The following is a 20,421-nucleotide window of genomic DNA, read 5'->3' as shown; positions in this document are numbered from 1 at the left end:
CGCTAGGAGGAAAATAGTGATGTTGGATAATCATTTCAAGAAAGAGGAATTCAAAAAAAGCGTTAAAGAAAATGTAAAAATGCTTTATAGAAAAACCATTGATGAGGCTACTCAGGAACAGGTTTTTCAGGCAGTCTCTCTTGCTGTTAAAGACGTAATTATTGACAACTGGCTTCTCACGCAGAAACAGTATGAAAAAGATGACCCGAAAATCGTTTATTATCTGTCCATGGAATTTTTGATGGGACGCGCGCTGGGCAACAACCTGATTAACCTGTGTGCGTATAAGGAAGTAAAAGAAGCTTTAGATGAGCTTGGATTTGACTTAAATGTAATTGAAGACCAGGAGCCGGATCCGGCTCTTGGAAACGGCGGTCTGGGAAGACTGGCTGCCTGTTTCCTGGATTCTCTGGCCACGCTGGGATATTGTGCGTATGGCTGTGGTATCCGTTACCACTATGGTCTGTTCAAACAGAAAATCGAAAATGGTTATCAGGTAGAGGTGCCGGATAACTGGTTAAAAGACGGTTACCCATTTGAACTGCGCCGTCCGGAATATGCCAAAGAAGTGAAATTCGGCGGCTATGTAAGAGTGGAATATGACCCGGCTACGGGCAAGAATCACTTTATTCAGGAGGGATACCAGTCTGTAAGAGCCATTCCTTACGATATGCCAATCGTGGGATACAACAATCAGATTGTGAACACCCTTCGTATCTGGGACGCAGAAGCGGTCAATGACTTCCAGTTAGACCTGTTTGACAAGGGAGAATATCATAAAGCAGTAGAGCAGGAAAACCTGGCAAAGAATATTGTGGAAGTGCTGTATCCAAATGATAACCATTATGCAGGAAAAGAGCTGCGTTTAAAACAGCAGTATTTCTTCATTTCCGCAAGTATTCAGGCTGCCATTGAGAAGTTTAAGAAATCGCACAGCGACCTGCACGATTTGCCGAAAAAGGTAACTTTCCAGTTAAACGATACGCATCCGACTATGACTGTTGCAGAATTAATGCGTATTCTGGTGGACGAGGAGGGCATGTCCTGGGAAGACGCGTGGGACATTACCACCCATACCTGCGCTTATACAAACCATACCATTATGGCAGAAGCGCTGGAAAAATGGCCTATCGAGCTGTTTTCTAAGCTGCTTCCTCGTGTATATCAGATTATTGAGGAGATTAACCGCAGATTCCTTCTGGAAATCCAGGCAAAATATCCGGGTGACCAGGAAAAAATCCGTAAAATGGCAATCATTTATGATGGTCAGGTGAAAATGGCACATCTTGCCATTGCAGGCGGATATTCTGTAAACGGTGTGGCAAAGCTGCATACGGAAATTCTGGAAAAACAGGAATTGAGAGATTTCTATGAGATGTATCCGGAAAAATTCAATAATAAGACAAACGGTATTACCCAGAGACGTTTCCTGCTTCACGGAAATCCTCTGCTGGCAGACTGGATTACGGACCACATTGGGGATGGATGGATTACCAGCCTTCCGGAACTGGAAAAATTAAAGGTTTATGCAGACGACAAGAAGGCGCAGCAGGAATTTATGAACATCAAGCACCAGAACAAGGTGCGGCTGGCAAAATATATTCTGGAGCACAATGGCATTGAAGTGAATCCAAATTCTATTTTTGATGTGCAGGTGAAGAGACTTCATGAGTACAAACGCCAGCTGATGAATATTCTGCATGTAATGTACCTGTACAATAAGATTAAGGAACATCCGGAAATGCCGTTCTATCCGAGAACCTTTATTTTCGGTGCAAAGGCAGCGGCAGGCTACAGACGCGCAAAGCAGACCATTAAGCTGATTAACGCTGTGGCAGATGTGGTGAACAACGACCGTTCTATTGACGGAAAGATTAAAGTGGTATTTATTGAAAACTATCGTGTGTCCAATGCGGAAATGATTTTTGCGGCAGCAGATGTTTCCGAGCAGATATCTACAGCAAGTAAAGAGGCATCCGGAACCGGAAACATGAAGTTTATGTTAAACGGTGCGCCAACGCTGGGGACCATGGACGGTGCAAACGTGGAAATCGTGGAAGAAGTAGGCGCAGAAAATGCATTTATCTTCGGTCTGTCCTCGGATGAGGTTATCAACTATGAAAACAATGGCGGCTATGACCCTATGCAGTATTTCAATAATGACCCGGATATCCGAAACGTGCTGATGCAGCTGATTAACGGTACCTATTCAGGGGGAGACTTCAATATGTTCCGTGAAATCTATGACTCTTTGCTGAACACAAACAGCAGTGACAGAGCAGATACGTACTTCATTCTGGCTGATTTCAAATCTTATGCGGCAGCGCAGGAGAAAGTGGAGGCAGCGTATAGAGATGAAGCAGGATGGGCGAAAATGGCGCTTCTGAATACGGCTTGCTCCGGTAAATTTACCTCAGACAGAACCATTCAGCAGTATGTAGATGAAATTTGGCATCTGGATAAAGTTGTGATTGGGAAGTAAAAAGTATATATTTTAAAAGATAGAAAACCCCAGAGGCGGCCTCCTCAGGGGTTTTTGCACGTCCGGTTGGCAAATTAAAAATTTTCTCTGCCATTTTAAGGTTTATTTAAAGTTCCCCTCGTATACTCCCTTTTAAAGCACACAAACTTGTTTTAGGAAAGGATACAGGACATATGAAACGAAACCATCTTGCAATCACATTAGGCATTATCTTAGGCGTGTCGGCTCTTACCGGCTGTACAAAATCAAGTACAAATGATACCAGTATTTCCAAAGAAAAGGAAAGCGAGGAAAATACCGTATATGGAGAAGTGAAATCCGTAGGAGAGTCTTCTGTCACCATTGAGGTAGGAACCATGAAAGAAATGGAGAAAGATGGAGAAAATCCATCGGGTGCCGGCAAAGAGGAAAATACAGATTCTGCGCAGACGGATGGAGAGGGCGAAAATCAGCCGCCTCAGGGTGGAGAAGCTCCGTCTGCCGATGGAGAGGCACCGGAAAAACCAGAAGATACTACCGGAACAACAGAGAGCAGTACCGACAACAGCACAGAGAGCAGTACCGGAAGTGATAGTAAAGACGGGGAAGAGCCGGGTGAAAATCCGCCTGAACAGCAAACAGAGACTATCACTCTAGACGATATTTCTGAAGGTGATACCGTATCCATTACCCTGGATGAAGATGGAAATGCAGAAACAATTACGGTTATGTCCATGGGCGGCGGTATGGGACAGTCTCCTGATGCAGGAGGGGTAGACAGTTATGCGGCTGCGACAGAATATACTTCAGACACCGAAGCAGACGGAGAAACCTTTACATCTACAGGGACAGACGAGAATGCGGTGCATATTTTGGACGGTGCACAGGTTACATTAAAGAACGTGACTGCTGACAGAACCTCTTCTGACAGTAAGGGAGGAGACAATTCCAGCTTTTACGGTGTGGGAGCAGCCATTCTGAATACAGATGGTAAGGCCTATATCAGCGGAAGTACCGTTGATACAGACGCGGCAGGAGGCGCAGGAATTTTCTCTTACGGCGACGGTGTGACCTATGTTTCGGATACCACCATTAAGACACAGCAGGATACTTCAGGCGGTATTCATGCAGCAGGCGGCGGAACGCTTTATGCATGGGATTTAGATGTGGAGACCAACGGAGAATCCTCTGCGGCAATCCGAAGCGACAGAGGCGGCGGAACCATGGTTGTGGACGGAGGAACTTATACCTCTAACGGCACAGGTTCTCCGGCAATTTACAGCACAGCAAATATTGCCGTAAATAATGCGGATCTGACGGCAAACGGTTCAGAAGCGGTCTGCATTGAGGGGTTGAATTCACTCCATTTGTATAATTCCAATCTGACCGGAAATATGAGTGATAATGAGCAGAACGACTGTACCTGGAATGTAATTCTCTACCAGAGTATGTCCGGGGACTCAGAACTAGGAAACAGTACGTTTGAAATGGACGGAGGCAGTCTTACAGCGAAAAACGGAGGTATGTTTTATACCACAAATACAGAATCTACCTTTGTATTGTCAGATGTGGACATTACCTATGCAGAGGACAACGATTTCTTTCTGAAATGCACAGGAAATCAGAATCAGAGAGGATGGGGTCAGTCCGGTTCAAACGGTGCAGACTGCCTGTTTACCGCCATTACACAAAAAATGAAGGGTGATATTATCTGGGACAGTATCAGCAAACTGGATTTCTATATGACAGATGGAAGTACATTAAAAGGTGCAGTAAAGGATGATGAGAGCTGTGCCGGAGATGGCGGAAGCGGATATGCCAGCCTTTATATAGAGGAAGGTTCCTCTTGGGTAGTGACCGGAGACAGCGAACTTACAAATCTGTATTGTGCAGGAACTATCACCGACGAAGATGGAAATTCCGTTACCATAAAAGGAAGTGACGGAACCGTATATGCAGAAGGTACCAGCCAGTACACCATTACTGTAGATAAATACGAAAAAACGGCAGATATGTCAGGCTGCTCCCAGGCAACTCAGTGGAGTGACTATGAAACAGAAAAACCGGAGCAGTTATCGTAAGAGGGAAAAATAGTGAAAAAAGCAGGGCTTTATATGAAAAAGGGCATGTCTGTGTGGAAAGGCATGTCCAGAAAAAAGAAAACAGCGGTGGCGATTGTGTCGTTGGCAGGCATATGTATCCTTGGAACAGGCGTGTTTTGGGCGAGAAATAAAATGTCTAAGGGGCAGCCTGTGGGGAATGCTTCGGTGCAGGAGGCGTCGGCAGCTTCCGGTGATATAGCCAATACCATTACAGGAACAGGCAGCCTGGAGGCAGACGATTCTGACACTGTGAAAATTCCTTCCGGCATTACGATAAAGGAGGTGAAAGTAGAAAGCGGCGATGCGGTATCCAAAGGGGATGTGCTGGCTGTGGTGGAGGAAACCTCGGTACTGGGAGCTATGGAGGAGGTACAGGAGCAGATAGAAGAGACGGAAGAAGATATGAACGAATGTAAATCCGATACGGAAACCCAGGAGGTGACGGCAAAGGTCAGCGGACGGATAAAGAAAATTTATGTGCAGGAGAGCAGTGATGTGGCGCAGAGTATGGTGGACAACGGGGCCTTGATGCTGCTTTCACTGGATGGTAAAATGGCAGCAGATTTTACAGGCGTATCCGGTGTGGCAGCAGGAGATACGGTGACCGTTACCTTGTCGGACGGTACGGTGAAAGAGGGCAGCGTGGAGAGTGTCAGCGGAGCAGATTGCACAGTGACTTTTTCAGATGATGGTGTGGCAGTAGATGACACCGTCACGGCGGCGAAAGCGGACGGGACAAAAATAGGAACGGGAAAGGCGTACATTCATGAGCAGCTGGAAATTACAGGCACAGGCGGTACGGTCAGCAGTGTTTCAGCAGCGGAAAACCAGGAAGTATCTGCGGGAGATACGCTTCTGACGGTAAATACCGGAGAAAAATCTGTAAAATACCGCCAGTTGGCGGCAAAAAGAGAGGCACTTACCCAGAGTCTTCAGAAGCTGGTGACCATTTCCCAGACCGGAACGATTACTGCGGACATAGACGGTACGGTAGGAAGTGTGAATGTTTCTGCTGGAAGCGCGGTGCAGAGCAGTTCCGCCGTATCATCGGGAACTACTTCTTCGGGTTCTTCCGCTGCAAAAGCCAGCAATATGTCTTATACTTCTTCTGCCTCAGGGGCTTCTTTTCTGCTGTTGTCTTCGGCGTCTGAGACAGCAGCGGGAAAAGAAACTGCGTTGGACAACGATGCAGAGCAGCAGACGGATATCTGCCTGCAGTTTGCAATCGGAGAGGGAACGGAAAGCACAGCAGGACTGTTGGCCTTAGCCACACCCCAGACAGACGGAGTTCCTCAGACAGAGGCAAATTCTTCGGATGGCGCATATACGGGAAGCATTGTGTGGAATCCCCAGGCAGATACCTTTGAGGGCGGTACGGAATATCAGGCACAGATAACGCTTACAGCAGGGGAGGGATACTGCTTCGGTGCGGACAGTGTGTCAAAACTGCAAGTTGGAATTTTGTCAGGTCTGACTGTATCAGAGGATGCAAAGACGCTGGAGTTTTGTGTTACCTTCCCGGTTACTGCGGAAACAACACCTCAGGAAACCCAGAAAGAACAAAATGAAAGCGGACAGGATGAAAACAAGAATCAGGTATCAGGCAGTGACGGGGAAACTGTTGAGGCAAGTGCCAAAGCAGCAGCTGTGACAGGCACAAGTACCGGTACGGCAGCCGCTGCAGACACGGAAACCACTGCCCAGCAGACCAGTTCTTCAGACAGTACAGAAGATACGTCGTCTTACAGCACAGATGTAACCGCTTTTACCCTGGCTTCCAATGACAGTATGATTCTTTCTGTCAGCGTGGATGAGCTGGATATTAATTCTGTGTCAAAAGACCAGGAAGCCGAAGTGACGCTGGATGCATTGGAGGACTCTTCTTTTACAGGAACGGTTACAAAGGTAGGCAGCAGTTCCCAGAGTTCCGGAAACGGAGTCGCAAAATATACAGTGGAAATTACCATTCCAAAGGATGCGCAGATGAAAGAAGGAATGAATGCTTCAGCCGTCATTACAGTAGAGGAAAAGAAAGACGTGGTGACCATACCGGTTAATGCTCTACAGGAAAAAGGCGATAAAACCTTTGTATATACCAAGAAGGACGATGAGGGCAATCTGTCGGGGGAACAGGAGGTATCCACAGGACTTTCTGACGGAGATAAGGTAGAAATCACAGACGGACTGTCGGAGGGCGATACGGTTTATTATCAGAAGACAGGCAATACCCAGGGTACAGATTCCGGACAGACACCCCAGCAGGGCGGCGGACCCGGCAATATGGAGCAGCCTTCCGGGGGCGGTATGGGTGAAATGCCATCTGGAGGCGGACCTGCTCCGGGAGGAAATTAAGATGGGAATACAAACCTGGAAAATGGCGTGGAGTGCGGTAAACGCCAATAAAATGCGGACTTTTCTCACAATGCTGGGAATTATTATAGGTGTTTCCTCGCTGATTGTTCTGGTATCCATTGCGGACGGGGCTTCATCTTCTGTGGCCGGGCAGATTTCCTCCATGGGTTCGGATTATCTGACCGTACAAATCAGTGATGACAAGGAAAATCCCCTGCGGCTTTCAGAATTCAGCCAGCTATTGGAGGACGAAGCCATAGAAGACGCGGCACCTTTTGCACAAACCAGCGTTACAGGAAAATCCGGCTATACGGAGGGAACGGTGACTTTGTACGGTACAACAGGAAGTTATTTCCGTATTATGGATATGGAACTGAAAACCGGGAGAGCATTAAAACAGACGGATGTGGATAACCATTCTTATGTTATGGTGATTACAGAAGACACAGCCATTGAATTTTTCGGTCATACGGACGTGGAGGGCGAAACCATTAGTTTGAATGGGAACCGCTTTCAGGTGGTGGGAGTACTTTCTGACAGCAGCAGTCTGGAGAACTCTGCTGCTGCGGTTTCTTCGGAAGACGAAGATTCTGCGCAGACTACGGTATTGGAAGGCTATATTCCGTATTCTACTTTGACCAGAATTGCGGACAATATTCTGGATATTACCCAGTTTTATGTTTCATCTCCGGATGAGGATACCATGGACAGAACGGAACGGGCAGTGGAACAGATTATGCTGAGCAGGCTGGACAATGATGAAGACGCTTTTTCTATACAGAGCCAGTTTGAAGTAATGGAAACCATGCAGGAGGTGGACAATACCATGTCTCTGATGATGGGAGGAATCGCAGCAATTTCTCTTCTGGTAGGCGGAATCGGCATTATGAACATTATGTTGGTTTCGGTCACGGAACGGACCCGGGAAATCGGAATCCGTAAGGCTATTGGCGCAGGCAGAAGCAGTATTATGCTGCAGTTCCTCATGGAGTCAGTCATTGTCAGCATGGCGGGCTGCTTTGCAGGCATTGGATTTTCCTGGATTCTGCTGAAAATTATCGGAAAATTTATGAATGGAAATATGACCTTTACCATGAATGTGCAGGTTGTGTGGATTGCCGTTGCGTTTTCCGGATTCATCGGGATTGTTTTTGGTCTGTATCCGGCAAATAAAGCAGCGAGGAAAAAGCCCATTGAGGCTTTGCGGTATTCCGGATAAGAAAGTGAAAATCAGCAGGAAATCTTTCTCCTTCTATGTTACAATGAAACTATATTAATATAGAAGGAGAAGGTTATGCAAAACGATGATAAAGTGATTTTGTTTGAGCAGACCCCCATACCAAGAGCTGTGGCAAAACTGGCTTTTCCCACCATTTTAAGCTCTCTGGTTATGGTTATTTATAATCTGGCCGATACATATTTCGTAGGTATGTGCAATGACGCCATAGAAAATGCTGCAGTTACTCTGGCGGCTCCGGTTCTGCTGGCATTTAATGCGGTCAACAATTTATTTGGAGTAGGAAGTTCCAGCATGATGAGCCGTGCAATGGGAACCAAAGACTATGAAACCGTATACAAGAGTTCGGCCTTTGGTTTTTACTGTGCGCTTTTTAGCGGAGTTTTGTTTGCTGCTCTTTGCGGGATTTTTCAGAATCCTCTTCTGCGGCTTTTGGGAGCGGATACCAACACTATGGCAGCCACAGCAGGATATGTAAAATGGACGGTGCTATTCGGTGCGGTTCCCGCTATTTTAAATGTGGTGATGGCTTATATGGTACGGGCAGAGGGCTCGGCGCTTCATGCCAGTCTGGGGACCATGAGCGGTTGTTTCCTCAATATTTTGCTGGACCCGGTGTTTATTTTGCCCTGGGGTCTGGATATGGGGGCAGAGGGAGCGGGTCTTGCTACTTTTTTGTCAAATTGTGTGGCCTGTCTGTACTTTTTTGTGCTGCTCTGGAAGAAGAGAGGGCGTACCTTTGTGTGTATTCATCCCCGGAAGTTTTCTCTGGAAAAAAGAATTGTCTGGGGTATTTGCAATGTGGGAATTCCGGCGTCTATTCAGAATCTGCTGAATGTGACGGGTATGACTATTTTAAATAATTTTACCTCTTCTTTTGGCGCTGACGCAGTGGCGGCTATGGGAATTACGCAGAAAATCAATATGGTTCCCATGAATGTTGCCATGGGGCTTTCCCAGGGAATTATGCCGCTTATCAGTTATAACTATTCCAGCAGAAATCATAAGCGTATGAAAGGCACTCTGGTATTTGCGGTAAAAGCCAGCCTGGGATTTATTGCCATAGTGGCTGTGGGCTATTTTGTGGGTGCCGCGCAGTTGACTCAGCTTTTCATGGATAATGAGACGATTGTGGCTTACGGAACAAAATTCCTTCGGGGATTTTGTCTGGGACTGCCGTTTTTGTGTATGGATTTTATTGCTGTAGGTGTATTCCAGGCAGTGGGAATGGGCAGAGAAGCCTTGCTTTTTGCCATTATGAGAAAGATTGTTCTGGAAATTCCGGCGCTTTATATCTTGAACTTCCTGTTTCCGCTTTACGGACTTGCTTATGCGCAGCTTACTGCAGAGGTGGTACTGGCTGTGGCGGCCGTGTTGGTATTGGCGCGGTTGTTTAAGAGGATTAGTAAGGAAAATACTATTTCCTAAGAATTTGTCTTGACTTTTAGGGTTATTTCATATCATAATAACTTCATGCATAAATAACAACGCTGAGCGTATTTAAATATAGTAAATAACATAAAGAGTATGATAAATAGGAACATGTGATGTATAACGAAAAGATTTCACGGGGTCAATGGGATTTGGCCCTTCTTTTTTTGTATAAAGCAGTGGTAATTTGAAAACAACTGTGCTACAATATTCTCAAAGCATTATATATTTCCAATATTCTAATAGGTCTATTGCGGCGTTCTGCCGTGTCTGAAAATCTGACAGCATATCAAAGGAAAATCTCAATGCTTTTATTCACAGAAAACAGGAACAAATGCAGAGAGGTGGAACAAAGATGTGCGGGAAGGGACGGGCATCTGTCGGGGAGACCTCCTGCGAAAGAAAGAGGAGGTATTTATCTTATGGAAACAAGAGAAACGATTCCGAACAGAACGTATAAGGCTACGGTATTCGCCATGCTGTTTCAGGACAAAGAGCATTTACTGGAACTTTATAATGCAGTCAGCGGGAAACATTACACAGACCCGGAAATGCTGGAGATTAATACACTGGAGAATGCCATTTACATGGCAATGAAAAACGACCTTTCTTTTATCATAGACGCCCGGTTGTCTTTGTATGAGCACCAGTCCCCTTACAGCCCGAATTTGCCCTTCCGGTTTCTGCTGTATATTGCGAATCTGTTTTCGTCTATGACAAAGGACTCCAATTTATATGGAACGAAGCCTATAGAACTGCCGTCACCGCGTTTTATAGTGTTTTACAATGGTCTGGAGGAACAGCCGGACAGGAAAATCTTAAGACTGTCTGATTTGTATACCATAAAAGAAGAGTGCCGTCTGGAATTAAAGGCAGTTATGCTGAACGTCAACAGCGGGCACAACAAAGAGCTGATGAAAATGAGCCATACCTTGTGGGAATACGCGGAATATACGGCGAGAGTGAGAAAATATGCGGAGGAAATGGAACTGGCCGAGGCAGTAGAGAGGGCTATAGAAGAGTGTATAAGGGAAGGGATATTGAAAGAATTTCTGGAGAAGAATCGAGCGGAGGCAAAGAACATGAGTATATTTGAGTATGACCAGGAAAAGCATATGAGGCAGGAGAGGGAAGAGGCCTGGGAAGAAGGGAATAGGGAAGGACTTGCAAAGGGGAGAAGAAATATGCTTTGTGACCAGATACAAAAAAAGAGACAAAAGGGAAAAAGTGTAGCAGAAATCGCAGAGGAATTAGAAGAGTCCGAAGAAGTCATAGAAGAGATTTTACAAGATTTAAACAACTCCCTATGTAAATAAAACAGAGGAAAAGAAGAAGCTTGTGTTTAACATACAGCTTCTTCTTTTTACTTGAACTCGTAAATCGTACTCTGACTTTTATTATATAACCTAATAGAATAAATAAGTGTTTGATATCAATATACAAATCAATAGTAAATAAAATAAAAAAGTATTGACAAAAGATAAGAAAAGAGGTACATTTATTATAACGAGTACAGAGAACGGATTCAAAAACATATATGAGGAGGAGAAGAATGAACGTATTCGAGATAAGAATTAAAATTTTTTTGCTTCAGGATATTCCGGTACATCAGGCACAGACAAAAATAGCCGCTTTTCTTGACAAGGGTTTTTTAGAAGAGGAAGAACTGGCAAGATTTCATGAAGAAAACCGATACAAAGGCTATAGTCATGATCTCTTCTATCCAGTCGAAAAAGAAAAGATATATAAGAAAGGGCAGGTATATGTCATAACAGCTCGGACTATTGATAAGAATCTTGCCCGCTATTTTAGTGAAACTTGTGTAAATATTTACACGGAGGAGATAAAAGGGCTGACGGCTGAAATAAGGATGATTCCACAAAAACATATAGAGTGTCTCTATACTGTAACCACGGCTGTGCTAAAGGACAGTCGTGGATATTGGCGGAATTATATGAGTTTATCAGAATTTGGGGAACGTTTAAAAATAAACTTAATAAAGAAATGGAATCAATTTGAAAATGAAAAATTAGAGGAAGATTTTCCATTCTATACCATGATTGAATTTTCAAATAAAGTGCCAATTGCAATGGAATATAAAAATATTAAGTTACTGGGGGACAAGTTCTGCATTCATATTTCGGACCATCCCACGGCTCAAAAGCTGGCACACATGGCGATTGGAACAGGTGTCCAGGAAATGAACGCCAGAGGAGCAGGATTTGTGAATTATCGCTGGCTGTAAGGGGGTGAGAGTTATGCTGAAAGAATGTTTGGAAGTATTTGGGGAAGTTTTGGCTAAGGAAAGGCAGAAGGGGAAGGATATTATCTTAGATTCCTACATACCGGCAGACGGGACCTATATTTTTGTTGACGGGCAAGGGAATATGAAAGAGCCTATAGAGATTAAGCTGAATAAGAAAACAAGAGAGATTGAAAGTAATCATTCGGATTTAAAAGAAGTCTGCTTTTACGATTATCATAGCCAGCTGGTATCTATGAATAAGCCAATGGATGGGAAAAAAGTCATTCATTCCAACAACTATTTTTCCTTTTTTGTAAAAAAAGATAGTATTCTTACAAAAAAATTAACGGAAGCAATTATTGACGGATATTATGAAGTGCTGAAAAATCCTTTAGAACAAAAGTATAAAAAGTCTAAAGAAGCGAGCAACATATATGAACTTTTTGAAGAGTCAGAAGGAAGCGTTCCAATAGAAGAGTTGGAGAGAAATAAACAGTGGATTAAAAATCATATATTTCATTTGGAAAATGTGGATTTTAGTAAAAAAGATTATCTGAAAATCTTTTTTGAGACAGAGCATACAAATATCGAGAGAGAAGAAAGAAGATATTTGCTTCCCAATATTTATAATAATAATGATTATAATGTGGAGATAGGAGATAAAGTCTATGGTCTTCCGGACAATAACCTGGGAATGAATGCAAAAAAGCCATATCTCGCTGCAAAGACGAGGAAAATTCCGGTGTCCTATTTGCTTGATGGCAATGACGTTATGATGCAGAGAATGTTCTTTGATTATATGATGAATTTAGCTTCGGGTGGGAAATGCAATGTATATATCGACACGGTAAAAAGAAATATTAAGGCTTATCGTCAGGAGGAAGACCCGCAGGATGTAACAGCAGGATATTATTTAAGAATTAAAAAAGGCAAGGAACTGGAAATACAAAATCAGGATAATATTCCGGGTTTTCATCAAAAGCTTGAGCCATCGTTTGATTTTTTTAATGTAAGCCACTGCCAGCATTCGAAGCACCCTGAATACTTGGATAAATACGGAAGATATTATACACGGGCCCAGGTTGGAAAGCTGATTCATGAAGTTTTTTTCTCAAAATATCTTGAAAGTAATTACTACATAGATGTTAGTGAAATTAACATCACAGATGAAAACTTAAAAAATAGTATTATTATGTCAAGAGATGCAATTTTTGCCTGGGTACGTAAAGGAATTGACGAAGGATTCTTTACAGTTCTTGAAAAAGTGTCATTAGATTTAATAAAAGGCGCCGCTTTAAATGGATATCGGGAAAGGGCTCTATGGCAGTTGAATCTGCGTTGGTCATTTGAAAATTATTTTTTGAAAGGAGAAGAGGACATGGAGATAAGAAAACAAGAGCTAGTAGAAAATGTAAAGAGAAAAGTCTTGGAAGAAAAAGAAACCTGGTTTGAGGATGACGAAGAGTATTATTATGGAGTGGGGCAGATGGCAGCGTATTTGATTTCTTTAAGTAAATCAAAAACAAAAAATGAATCATTAATCAATCCATTTTTAAATGCGAAAAGAGATGAAGTACTTAAGACGAAACTCAGGCAGTTATATAAAAAGTATAATTATGCAATTCCATTTGGGATGAAGCGTGTAAGACGATTACTTTCCATGATAGAAGAATATGTTCCAAGTGGAAAAGTAGAGCAGGATTTGGTTACGTTCGGGTATGTAAATGATAACATTATTTATATGAAGGAGGATAAAGCATTATGAATAAGAGAGTATACGGTGTATTAGGAATTTCATCTATTATGGCAAATTGGAATGCGGATTTTTCAGGATTTCCGAAGACAACCAGTGACGGAGCAACCTTTGGAAGTGACAAAGCCTTAAAATATCCAATGAAAAAGATGTGGGACAACGAGGGGAAAAAGGTTCTCTACATTAAATCTATGAAACTATCAGATCCTGGAAAGAAAGGCGAAATATCTTTGATTCCAAACTCCTTGAGAGAGCGCTATGAAATTTTGTATGGGGCAAGTGATTTAAAAGATGTAACCGTTGTTCTGAAAAATTTAATGAATTGTATAGATGTGAAAAATTTCGGTGCAACTTTTGCAGAGACCGGAAGCAATATTTCAATTACAGGAGCAGTGCAGATTGGCCAGGGATTTAATAAATATGAAGATACACATCCGGAAGAACAGCAGATTTTATCACCCTTTAGAGATGAAAAAGCAAAGAAAAATGACGAGGATGCTAAGAACTCTACACTTGGAACCAAAATTGTGAGTAATGAAGCACACTATTTTTATCCTTTTGTTATTAATCCCATGGCATATAAAGAGTTAATAGAATTAGGAGTGACAGAGGGATATACAGAGGAAGATTACCAGAACTTCAGGCGTACATCACTTGTGTCTGCTACGTCATTTGCAACAAATTCAAAGGTAGGATGCGAAAATGAATTTGCTTTGTTTGTTGAGACAAAGGCAGATACCTATTTACCAAATCTGTCGGAATATATTCGCTTTGAAAAGGAAACGGATAAAAACGTGATTGAAATACAGTGTGGGGAATTATTGGAAGAACTTGGGGAAGATATTGAAAAAGTAGATATTTATTATAATCCACATACAACTACCTTAAAGGGAGTATCCGAAAACATGAGAAAATACGATATCCGCACGCAAAAAGAGGTGTAATGGATGGAAATACTGCGATTTCGTTTGAGTGGAAAAAATGCTTTTTTTAAAAAACCAGAAGTAAATACATATTGCTATTTTACTTATGGAAATATTCATAAAGTAGCGCTGTTGGGAATGTTTGGGGCTATATTAGGTTATGGCGGATACTCTCAGATGAAAGGAATTGGGCGTGAGAAAAAACAGCAGCAGCTAACAGAATCTTTTCCGGAGTTTTATGAGAAACTGCAAGAACTACAAATTTCTATTTTGCCTGGAAATCAAAAGGGATATATCGCAAAAAAATTCCAGACATTTAATAACTCCGTAGGATATGCCTCAAAAGAACAGGGAGGGAATCTGATTGTAAAAGAGCAATGGCTGGAAAATCCAAAATGGGAAATCTGCCTGTTGATAAATTCGGAAGAAGCACAGAAGATAAAAGAGGCAATTTGCGGGAAAAGATGTGTGTATTATCCATATCTTGGAAAGAATGACCATCCCGCAAGCATTGAAAATGTCATGATAGAAGAAACAGAAACGTGTGAATTTGAGGTGGGAAGACTGGACTGTCTTGCTCCTGACGAATTTGTTTCTATAGCGGATTTGGACTTTGATGATAAAGATGAGCTGGATTTGTTTGGTTCCTTTCAATACCAAGAGGCACTTCCGGCTGCATTGGATGAAATTACAAATCTTTATAGGCTTAAAACTTTTCTTTATACAGATGAAGCAGTAAATGTAAAGGGAAAAGATGTTTATAAGCTGAGAGATGGAAAAAAAATTATATTTTATTAATTTGACAAAAAAGGAGGCCTGAAAGATTCATACAGGTCTCCTTTTTGCAACGGAGGGAAAAGAATTGGAAATAGTATATACGCTTATAAAAGAAATAGAAAAGTATCATGCACATGTTGCAGAAGATAAAGAAAAAGAAATCACGAGACGGGAATTATTGACAGAACATATTGATTGCACAATGAAGTATTTTGAAGAACTGGCCAGGGAGAAGCAATTGGATAAAATGTTGGAACGCTTTGTCAGACAAATGTTTGGTGAGCTTTCTATGGAGGGGATTCAGTTTTTAAGGGAAATGATAAGAGGAATTTCTTTATTTCATGATATGGGGAAAATAAATCCTGACTTTCAAAAACAAGCAATGCATAATCAACAAATTGCAAAAAATAATATGTTTTGGCATATAGGAAAAAGGCACTCTTTAATTTCGGCAATTATGTATATTGATTACTATGTAGAAGAGTTAAAACAAAAAGTAAAAGAAAAAGAGGATAAAGAGAAACTTCGGCCACTTATTATTTATCATGCTTATGTAATTGAACGACATCATAGTGACCTTAAAAATTTTCAAGAGTTTATTTCTTCTCTTAAGGAAGGAGCTGGAAAGGATGTAATAGATGTATTTTTAGAGGAGAAATGTGAAGCTTATCAGAAAAAATTTGGATTAACAGAGAAAAGACTATTGAATATTTTAAAGGCTATAGATAATACTGACTGGAACATAGAGAAAAATATAGTACTCTATACATATGTGAAATTGTTGTATTCTTTTTTGGTAGCAAGTGATTATTATGCTACAGCAGAGTTTATGACACAGAAGGAAATACAGCAGTATGGAAATTTAGACGAAATTCAAAAGTGGGTAGATATTTATGAAAATACAAGTTTAATGAAAGGGATAAGAAAATATCAAACAGAGCAATATCCAAAGACAGCAGAAGATTTAAAAAGAGAAAAGAATATTAATGCACTCAGGACGGAAATGTTGACAGATGCAGAAAATATTTTAAAAGAAAATGAGGAAAGTTCTCTCTTTTATCTGGAAGCTCCTACAGGTAGTGGAAAGAGCAACACAGCAATGGATATCAGTTTCCGCTTCATAAAAGACCATGCAGACCTTAAAAAAATTTATTACATTTATCCTTTTAATACGCTTGTGGAGCAAAATATGGAGACGCTTAAAAAAGTTTTTGGTGGAAGTAAAGAGATTTTGGACCAAATTGCAGTTGTAAATTCTTTGACTCCAATCAAAATGTCACAGAAGGAAAAAGAGAAAGAAGAAGAAACAGAGCAGACATTTTATTACCAGAAGGCACTGCTGGACAGGCAGTTTTTGAATTATCCCATGATTCTCAGTACACACGTCAGCTTGTTTGATACAATGTTTGGGGATACAAAAGAGTCAGTATTTGGCTTTCATCAACTCATGAACAGCGTTGTTGTTTTAGATGAAATTCAAAGTTATAAGAATCAAATATGGGGTGAAATTATTTGTTTTTTGAAAGAATTCTCATACTTATTAAATATGAAAATTGTGATTATGTCAGCAACACTCCCTAATTTAGATATTTTATCAGGCAGTGCATACAAAGCGGTAGAGTTGATGAAGGACAGGGATAAATATTTTTCACACCCATGTTTTAAAGAACGTGTAAAGGTGTTTTATGAATTGCTGGCATCTGACAATATACAAGAAGATTTAATGCAGCATATTTTGGCCAAAGCGGTTCATGGGAAAAAAGTTCTGGTTGAATTTATAAAAAAAGAATCCGCATACCAGTTTTTTAAAAGTCTAAAAGAAAATCCGGCCCTTGCATGTGATGTGGAATATATGTCCGGTGATGACAGCTTAATGGAGAGAAGCCGAATTTTAGATAACATAAAGACAAATACCAATGGAATTATTTTAGTTGCAACGCAGGTAATCGAAGCCGGGGTAGATATTGATATGGATATCGGATATAAAAATATATCCAAATTAGACAGCGAGGAACAGTTTATGGGAAGAATTAATCGTTCCTGTTTGCGGGATGGGGAGGTTTATTTCTTTAAATTAGATGAAGGAAAAAACATATACAGAGATGGAGATATTCGAGTAGAAAAGCGTTTTACGCTGGAAGATAACGAGATGAAAGACATATTATTATTGAAGAAATTTCCATTGTATTATGAAAAAATCCTGGATGTTTTAAAGCGAAACAGAAATGACTCTTCGGATGATAGAGGATTGGATGTGTTTTTCAAAGACTGTGTTGGAACATTAAACTGGTCTAAAGTTAAAACCAGAATGCAGTTAATAGAAGAAGATAAGTGGAGTATGTCTGTATATCTTGCAAGAAAAATTACAGATGTATCAGAAGGTGAGTTGGACGGCGAAAAACTCTGGCAGGAGTATGTGCATCTCTTAGGAGATTTTGCTATGGACTATGCGGAAAAACGAGTGAAGCTGTCTGAAATTACAAGTAAAATGAACGGTTTTATATATCAGATTAAGCGCAATCCAAACTTGATATATAATGATAAGGTAGGTGAGATTTTTTATATAGAAGATGGTGAAAAATACTTTGAAGATGGGAAATTAAACCGACAAAAGCTTCAAGGCGAAATCGGAGAGTTTGTGGACTTTATATAGAAAGCAGGTGATACTGTGAATGTAAATGGGACATTGATGAATTATTATTTTCACTGTAAGAGACAATGCTATCTATTTGGAAACCGGATGAATATGGAGGATAACAGTGAAGAAGTAAAAATAGGAAAAGCCATCCACGAGGAACGAGCCGAGCAGTCTAATACGGAGATTGCCATTGAAAATATCCGGTTGGATAAACTGACAACAGAATATTTAACGGAAGTGAAAAAATCAGATGCGGATATAGAAGCTTCAAAATGGCAGCTTGTTTTTTACTTGAAAGTGTTAAAAGACAAGGGGATAGACAGAAAAGGAAAGCTGGAATTTGTAGAAAAGAATAAAGGAAATAAAAAAACGGTAGTCATAGAATTGACAGAAGATATGGAAAAAAAGCTACAGCAGTATATACAGGAAATCGAACAATTGTTAATGCAGGAAGAAATTCCCCCAGTATTGAATAAACCAAAGTGTAAAAAATGTGCATATTATGAATATTGCTATATTTAATGGAGGGAGAGTATGGGAAGTACAAGGTATATTTCTTCTATGGGAGAACTGACACGAAAAGATAATTCTTTGTGTTTTCGGAAAGATGGAAAAAATGTTTATATTCCTATTGAGAATACAAAAGAAATTTATTGTTTGAATGAGGTGAGTATGAATAGCAAGCTGCTTGATTTTTTGGGGCAAAATCATGTGGTGGTTCACTTTTTTAATTATTATGGGGGATATAGTGGAACCTTTTATCCAAAAGACCAATATATGAGTGGCAAATTATTGGTGAAACAAGTACAGAAATTTGAAAATGACAGATTAAGAGTTGCAAAAGCAATTGTAAGAGGGATTGGAATTAATATATACGAGGTTCTATACCACTATTACAAACACGAGAAAAAGGATGTAAAGCCAACCATTGACTGGATTAAAAAAGAATTCTATCAAGATGTGAAAGACGCAGACAATATTAAAGTGTTAATGTCAGCAGAAGGTGAATTGTGGATGAGATTTTACGGCTGCTTCAAATATTTTCTCCCCGAAGATTTCATTATGAATAAACGAGTAAAGAGACCACCGGATAATCCTATAAACGCAATGATTTCCTTTGGGAACACACTTCTTTACACAAAGACAATTTCTGCAATTTTTAGGACGCATTTAGACCAGCGTATTAGTTTTTTGCATGAACCGTCAGAAGGAAGATTTTCGCTGAGTTTAGATATAAGCGAGGTGTTTAAGCCGGTGATTGTATATCGCACTATTTTTGACTTAGTAAATAATCGGAAAATACAAGTCAGTAAACATTTTGAAAAGAAAGTCAATTATTGTCTGCTCAATGAGGAAGGGAGAAAAGTATTTATAGAAGCCTTTGAAGGTCGGTTGGAATCCGTATTCCAACATCCAGTTTTAAAAAGAAAAGTTACATACCGGACTGCAATAAAGCTGGATTGCTATAAGCTGATTAAGGAAATTATGGAAGATAAAGAGTTCGTTCCGTTTAGTTTGAAGGAAGGGTATTAGATGGCGAAAAAGATAAACTATAACTATGCGTTTGTATTTTATGATGTGGGAGAAAAACGAGTACAAAAGGTGTTTAAAGTATGCAAAAAATATTTGTCGCATTTTCAAAAGTCGGTTTTTCGTGGAGAAATGACACCCGCTAAATTAATTATGCTTCGAAAGGACTTAAAGAAAGTGATTGATGAGCAGGAAGATTTTGTGTGCATTATTAAATTGATGAACAACAGTGTATTTGGAGAGGAGGTTTTAGGAAGTGGAGATGTGGAAAATGGAGAGACTTTAATTTTATGATTTACCAGGCGGCATATATAGGAAAAACGGGAAACATCCCATAAAACCTGGGGAAAAAGAGAAAAATAACAGAAATGTGGGAAAGCGGATGACGGCTGGTAAAAAAGTGAAGAAATGTTGAAAAATCAAGGGAAATGAGATAAGATATAAATAAAAAAATGCGTAAAAACGTGGGATTAATAAGAACATGAGATGTATTTAAATATGCAGGAATAGGTGGAAAAGTTCAAGTTCCTGCAAAAGATTAATAAGAACATGAGATGTATTTAAATGAAGCATTGTTGCGTGATATATTAGACCCATGGCAGATTAATAAGAACATGAGATGTATTTAAATAGTCTTCTTTAAATAAGAAAACATACACATTATTGATTAATAAGAACATGAGATGTATTTAAATGCAGAACCTAAATGGTTTAATGAAAAACCAAAAGATGATTAATAAGAACATGAGATGTATTTAAATTCTGTGTTTTCTTCACTTTCCAACAAATCTGGCGTCGATTAATAAGAACATGAGATGTATTTAAATGTTGTTGCGTTATTCCATGTATGCACACTAGTATAGAATAAATTAAATCTCTACTATATATTTTGAGGATAATGTATGGTAAAATAGTGTTATCTAAGAAAGGATGAACACTATGAGAAAAACATATCTTCCTCTGTCAGATGAA

The 20,421-nt window shown here is 40.4% G+C and carries 14 protein-coding genes and 1 CRISPR repeat array; all 14 genes read left to right on the top strand.

Annotated elements, in window-relative coordinates:
- Nucleotides 1-19: 19 nt before the first annotated feature.
- Nucleotides 20-2,482: a glycogen/starch/alpha-glucan phosphorylase gene (locus tag WBS51_RS14385; protein ID WP_294462331.1), complete on the top strand. Its 2,463-nt coding sequence runs from the start codon at nt 20-22 to the stop codon at nt 2,480-2,482.
- Between the two features lie 173 nt (nt 2,483-2,655).
- Nucleotides 2,656-4,542 (top strand): ICP22 family protein, encoded by a 1,887-nt coding sequence (locus WBS51_RS14380; RefSeq protein WP_294462328.1) that lies wholly within the window; start codon nt 2,656-2,658, stop codon nt 4,540-4,542.
- A 33-nt stretch (nt 4,543-4,575) separates the two neighbouring features.
- Nucleotides 4,576-6,915: an HlyD family efflux transporter periplasmic adaptor subunit gene (locus WBS51_RS14375; protein WP_294462325.1), complete on the top strand. Its 2,340-nt coding sequence runs from the start codon at nt 4,576-4,578 to the stop codon at nt 6,913-6,915.
- A 1-nt stretch (nt 6,916) separates the two neighbouring features.
- Nucleotides 6,917-8,134, top strand: a complete 1,218-nt coding sequence (locus WBS51_RS14370; protein WP_173749282.1) for an ABC transporter permease — start codon at nt 6,917-6,919, stop codon at nt 8,132-8,134.
- Nucleotides 8,135-8,209: 75 nt separating this feature from the next.
- Complete coding sequence (locus WBS51_RS14365) at nt 8,210-9,580, top strand: MATE family efflux transporter (protein WP_173749283.1); 1,371 nt, start codon at nt 8,210-8,212, stop codon at nt 9,578-9,580.
- A gap of 425 nt (nt 9,581-10,005) precedes the next feature.
- On the top strand, nt 10,006-10,899 hold the full coding sequence (locus WBS51_RS14360; protein WP_302702903.1) for a hypothetical protein: 894 nt from the start codon (nt 10,006-10,008) through the stop codon (nt 10,897-10,899).
- Between the two features lie 236 nt (nt 10,900-11,135).
- Complete coding sequence (locus tag WBS51_RS14355; RefSeq protein WP_294462317.1) at nt 11,136-11,828, top strand: CRISPR-associated endoribonuclease Cas6; 693 nt, start codon at nt 11,136-11,138, stop codon at nt 11,826-11,828.
- Between the two features lie 13 nt (nt 11,829-11,841).
- On the top strand, nt 11,842-13,593 hold the full coding sequence (locus WBS51_RS14350; protein ID WP_294462313.1) for a CRISPR-associated protein: 1,752 nt from the start codon (nt 11,842-11,844) through the stop codon (nt 13,591-13,593).
- Entirely contained in the window at nt 13,590-14,525 is a 936-nt protein-coding gene (locus WBS51_RS14345; RefSeq protein ID WP_294462310.1) for a type I CRISPR-associated protein Cas7, read from the top strand. The genes WBS51_RS14350 and WBS51_RS14345 overlap by 4 nt, the downstream gene beginning before the upstream one ends.
- Before the next feature lie 3 nt (nt 14,526-14,528).
- Nucleotides 14,529-15,302 (top strand): type I-B CRISPR-associated protein Cas5b, encoded by a 774-nt coding sequence (gene cas5b, locus WBS51_RS14340; protein WP_294462307.1) that lies wholly within the window; start codon nt 14,529-14,531, stop codon nt 15,300-15,302.
- A 64-nt stretch (nt 15,303-15,366) separates the two neighbouring features.
- Complete coding sequence (gene cas3, locus WBS51_RS14335; protein WP_294462305.1) at nt 15,367-17,934, top strand: CRISPR-associated helicase Cas3'; 2,568 nt, start codon at nt 15,367-15,369, stop codon at nt 17,932-17,934.
- Nucleotides 17,935-17,949: 15 nt separating this feature from the next.
- Nucleotides 17,950-18,441 (top strand): CRISPR-associated protein Cas4, encoded by a 492-nt coding sequence (gene cas4 / locus WBS51_RS14330; RefSeq protein WP_294462302.1) that lies wholly within the window; start codon nt 17,950-17,952, stop codon nt 18,439-18,441.
- 12 nt (nt 18,442-18,453) lie between these two features.
- A complete protein-coding gene (gene cas1b, locus WBS51_RS14325; RefSeq protein WP_294462299.1) occupies nt 18,454-19,452 on the top strand; it encodes a type I-B CRISPR-associated endonuclease Cas1b in 999 nt (332 codons plus the stop codon).
- Complete coding sequence (cas2, locus tag WBS51_RS14320; RefSeq protein WP_294462296.1) at nt 19,453-19,743, top strand: CRISPR-associated endonuclease Cas2; 291 nt, start codon at nt 19,453-19,455, stop codon at nt 19,741-19,743.
- 174 nt (nt 19,744-19,917) lie between these two features.
- A CRISPR array of direct repeats spans nt 19,918-20,276; the repeat unit is 30 nt; unit sequence GATTAATAAGAACATGAGATGTATTTAAAT.
- Nucleotides 20,277-20,421: the final 145 nt, after the last annotated feature.

The organism is Blautia acetica (genome assembly GCF_038739805.1).
Lineage (GTDB): Bacteria > Bacillota > Clostridia > Lachnospirales > Lachnospiraceae > Blautia.
The sequence above is the reverse complement of the archived record's forward strand: the minus strand, read 5'-3'. Positions and strand labels throughout refer to the sequence as shown.

What these genes read in the sequence shown, in the direction of transcription:
- WBS51_RS14375 (WP_294462325.1), top strand. Translation starts at nt 4,576, where the DNA reads ATGAAAAAGGGCATGTCTGTGTGGAAAGGCATGTCCAGAAAAAAGAAA.
- WBS51_RS14350 (WP_294462313.1), top strand. Translation starts at nt 11,842, where the DNA reads ATGCTGAAAGAATGTTTGGAAGTATTTGGGGAAGTTTTGGCTAAGGAA.
- WBS51_RS14360 (WP_302702903.1), top strand. Translation starts at nt 10,006, where the DNA reads ATGGAAACAAGAGAAACGATTCCGAACAGAACGTATAAGGCTACGGTA.
- cas5b (WP_294462307.1), top strand. Translation starts at nt 14,529, where the DNA reads ATGGAAATACTGCGATTTCGTTTGAGTGGAAAAAATGCTTTTTTTAAA.
- cas1b (WP_294462299.1), top strand. Translation starts at nt 18,454, where the DNA reads ATGGGAAGTACAAGGTATATTTCTTCTATGGGAGAACTGACACGAAAA.
- WBS51_RS14355 (WP_294462317.1), top strand. Translation starts at nt 11,136, where the DNA reads ATGAACGTATTCGAGATAAGAATTAAAATTTTTTTGCTTCAGGATATT.
- WBS51_RS14380 (WP_294462328.1), top strand. Translation starts at nt 2,656, where the DNA reads ATGAAACGAAACCATCTTGCAATCACATTAGGCATTATCTTAGGCGTG.
- WBS51_RS14385 (WP_294462331.1), top strand. Translation starts at nt 20, where the DNA reads ATGTTGGATAATCATTTCAAGAAAGAGGAATTCAAAAAAAGCGTTAAA.
- cas2 (WP_294462296.1), top strand. Translation starts at nt 19,453, where the DNA reads ATGGCGAAAAAGATAAACTATAACTATGCGTTTGTATTTTATGATGTG.
- WBS51_RS14365 (WP_173749283.1), top strand. Translation starts at nt 8,210, where the DNA reads ATGCAAAACGATGATAAAGTGATTTTGTTTGAGCAGACCCCCATACCA.
- WBS51_RS14370 (WP_173749282.1), top strand. Translation starts at nt 6,917, where the DNA reads ATGGGAATACAAACCTGGAAAATGGCGTGGAGTGCGGTAAACGCCAAT.
- WBS51_RS14345 (WP_294462310.1), top strand. Translation starts at nt 13,590, where the DNA reads ATGAATAAGAGAGTATACGGTGTATTAGGAATTTCATCTATTATGGCA.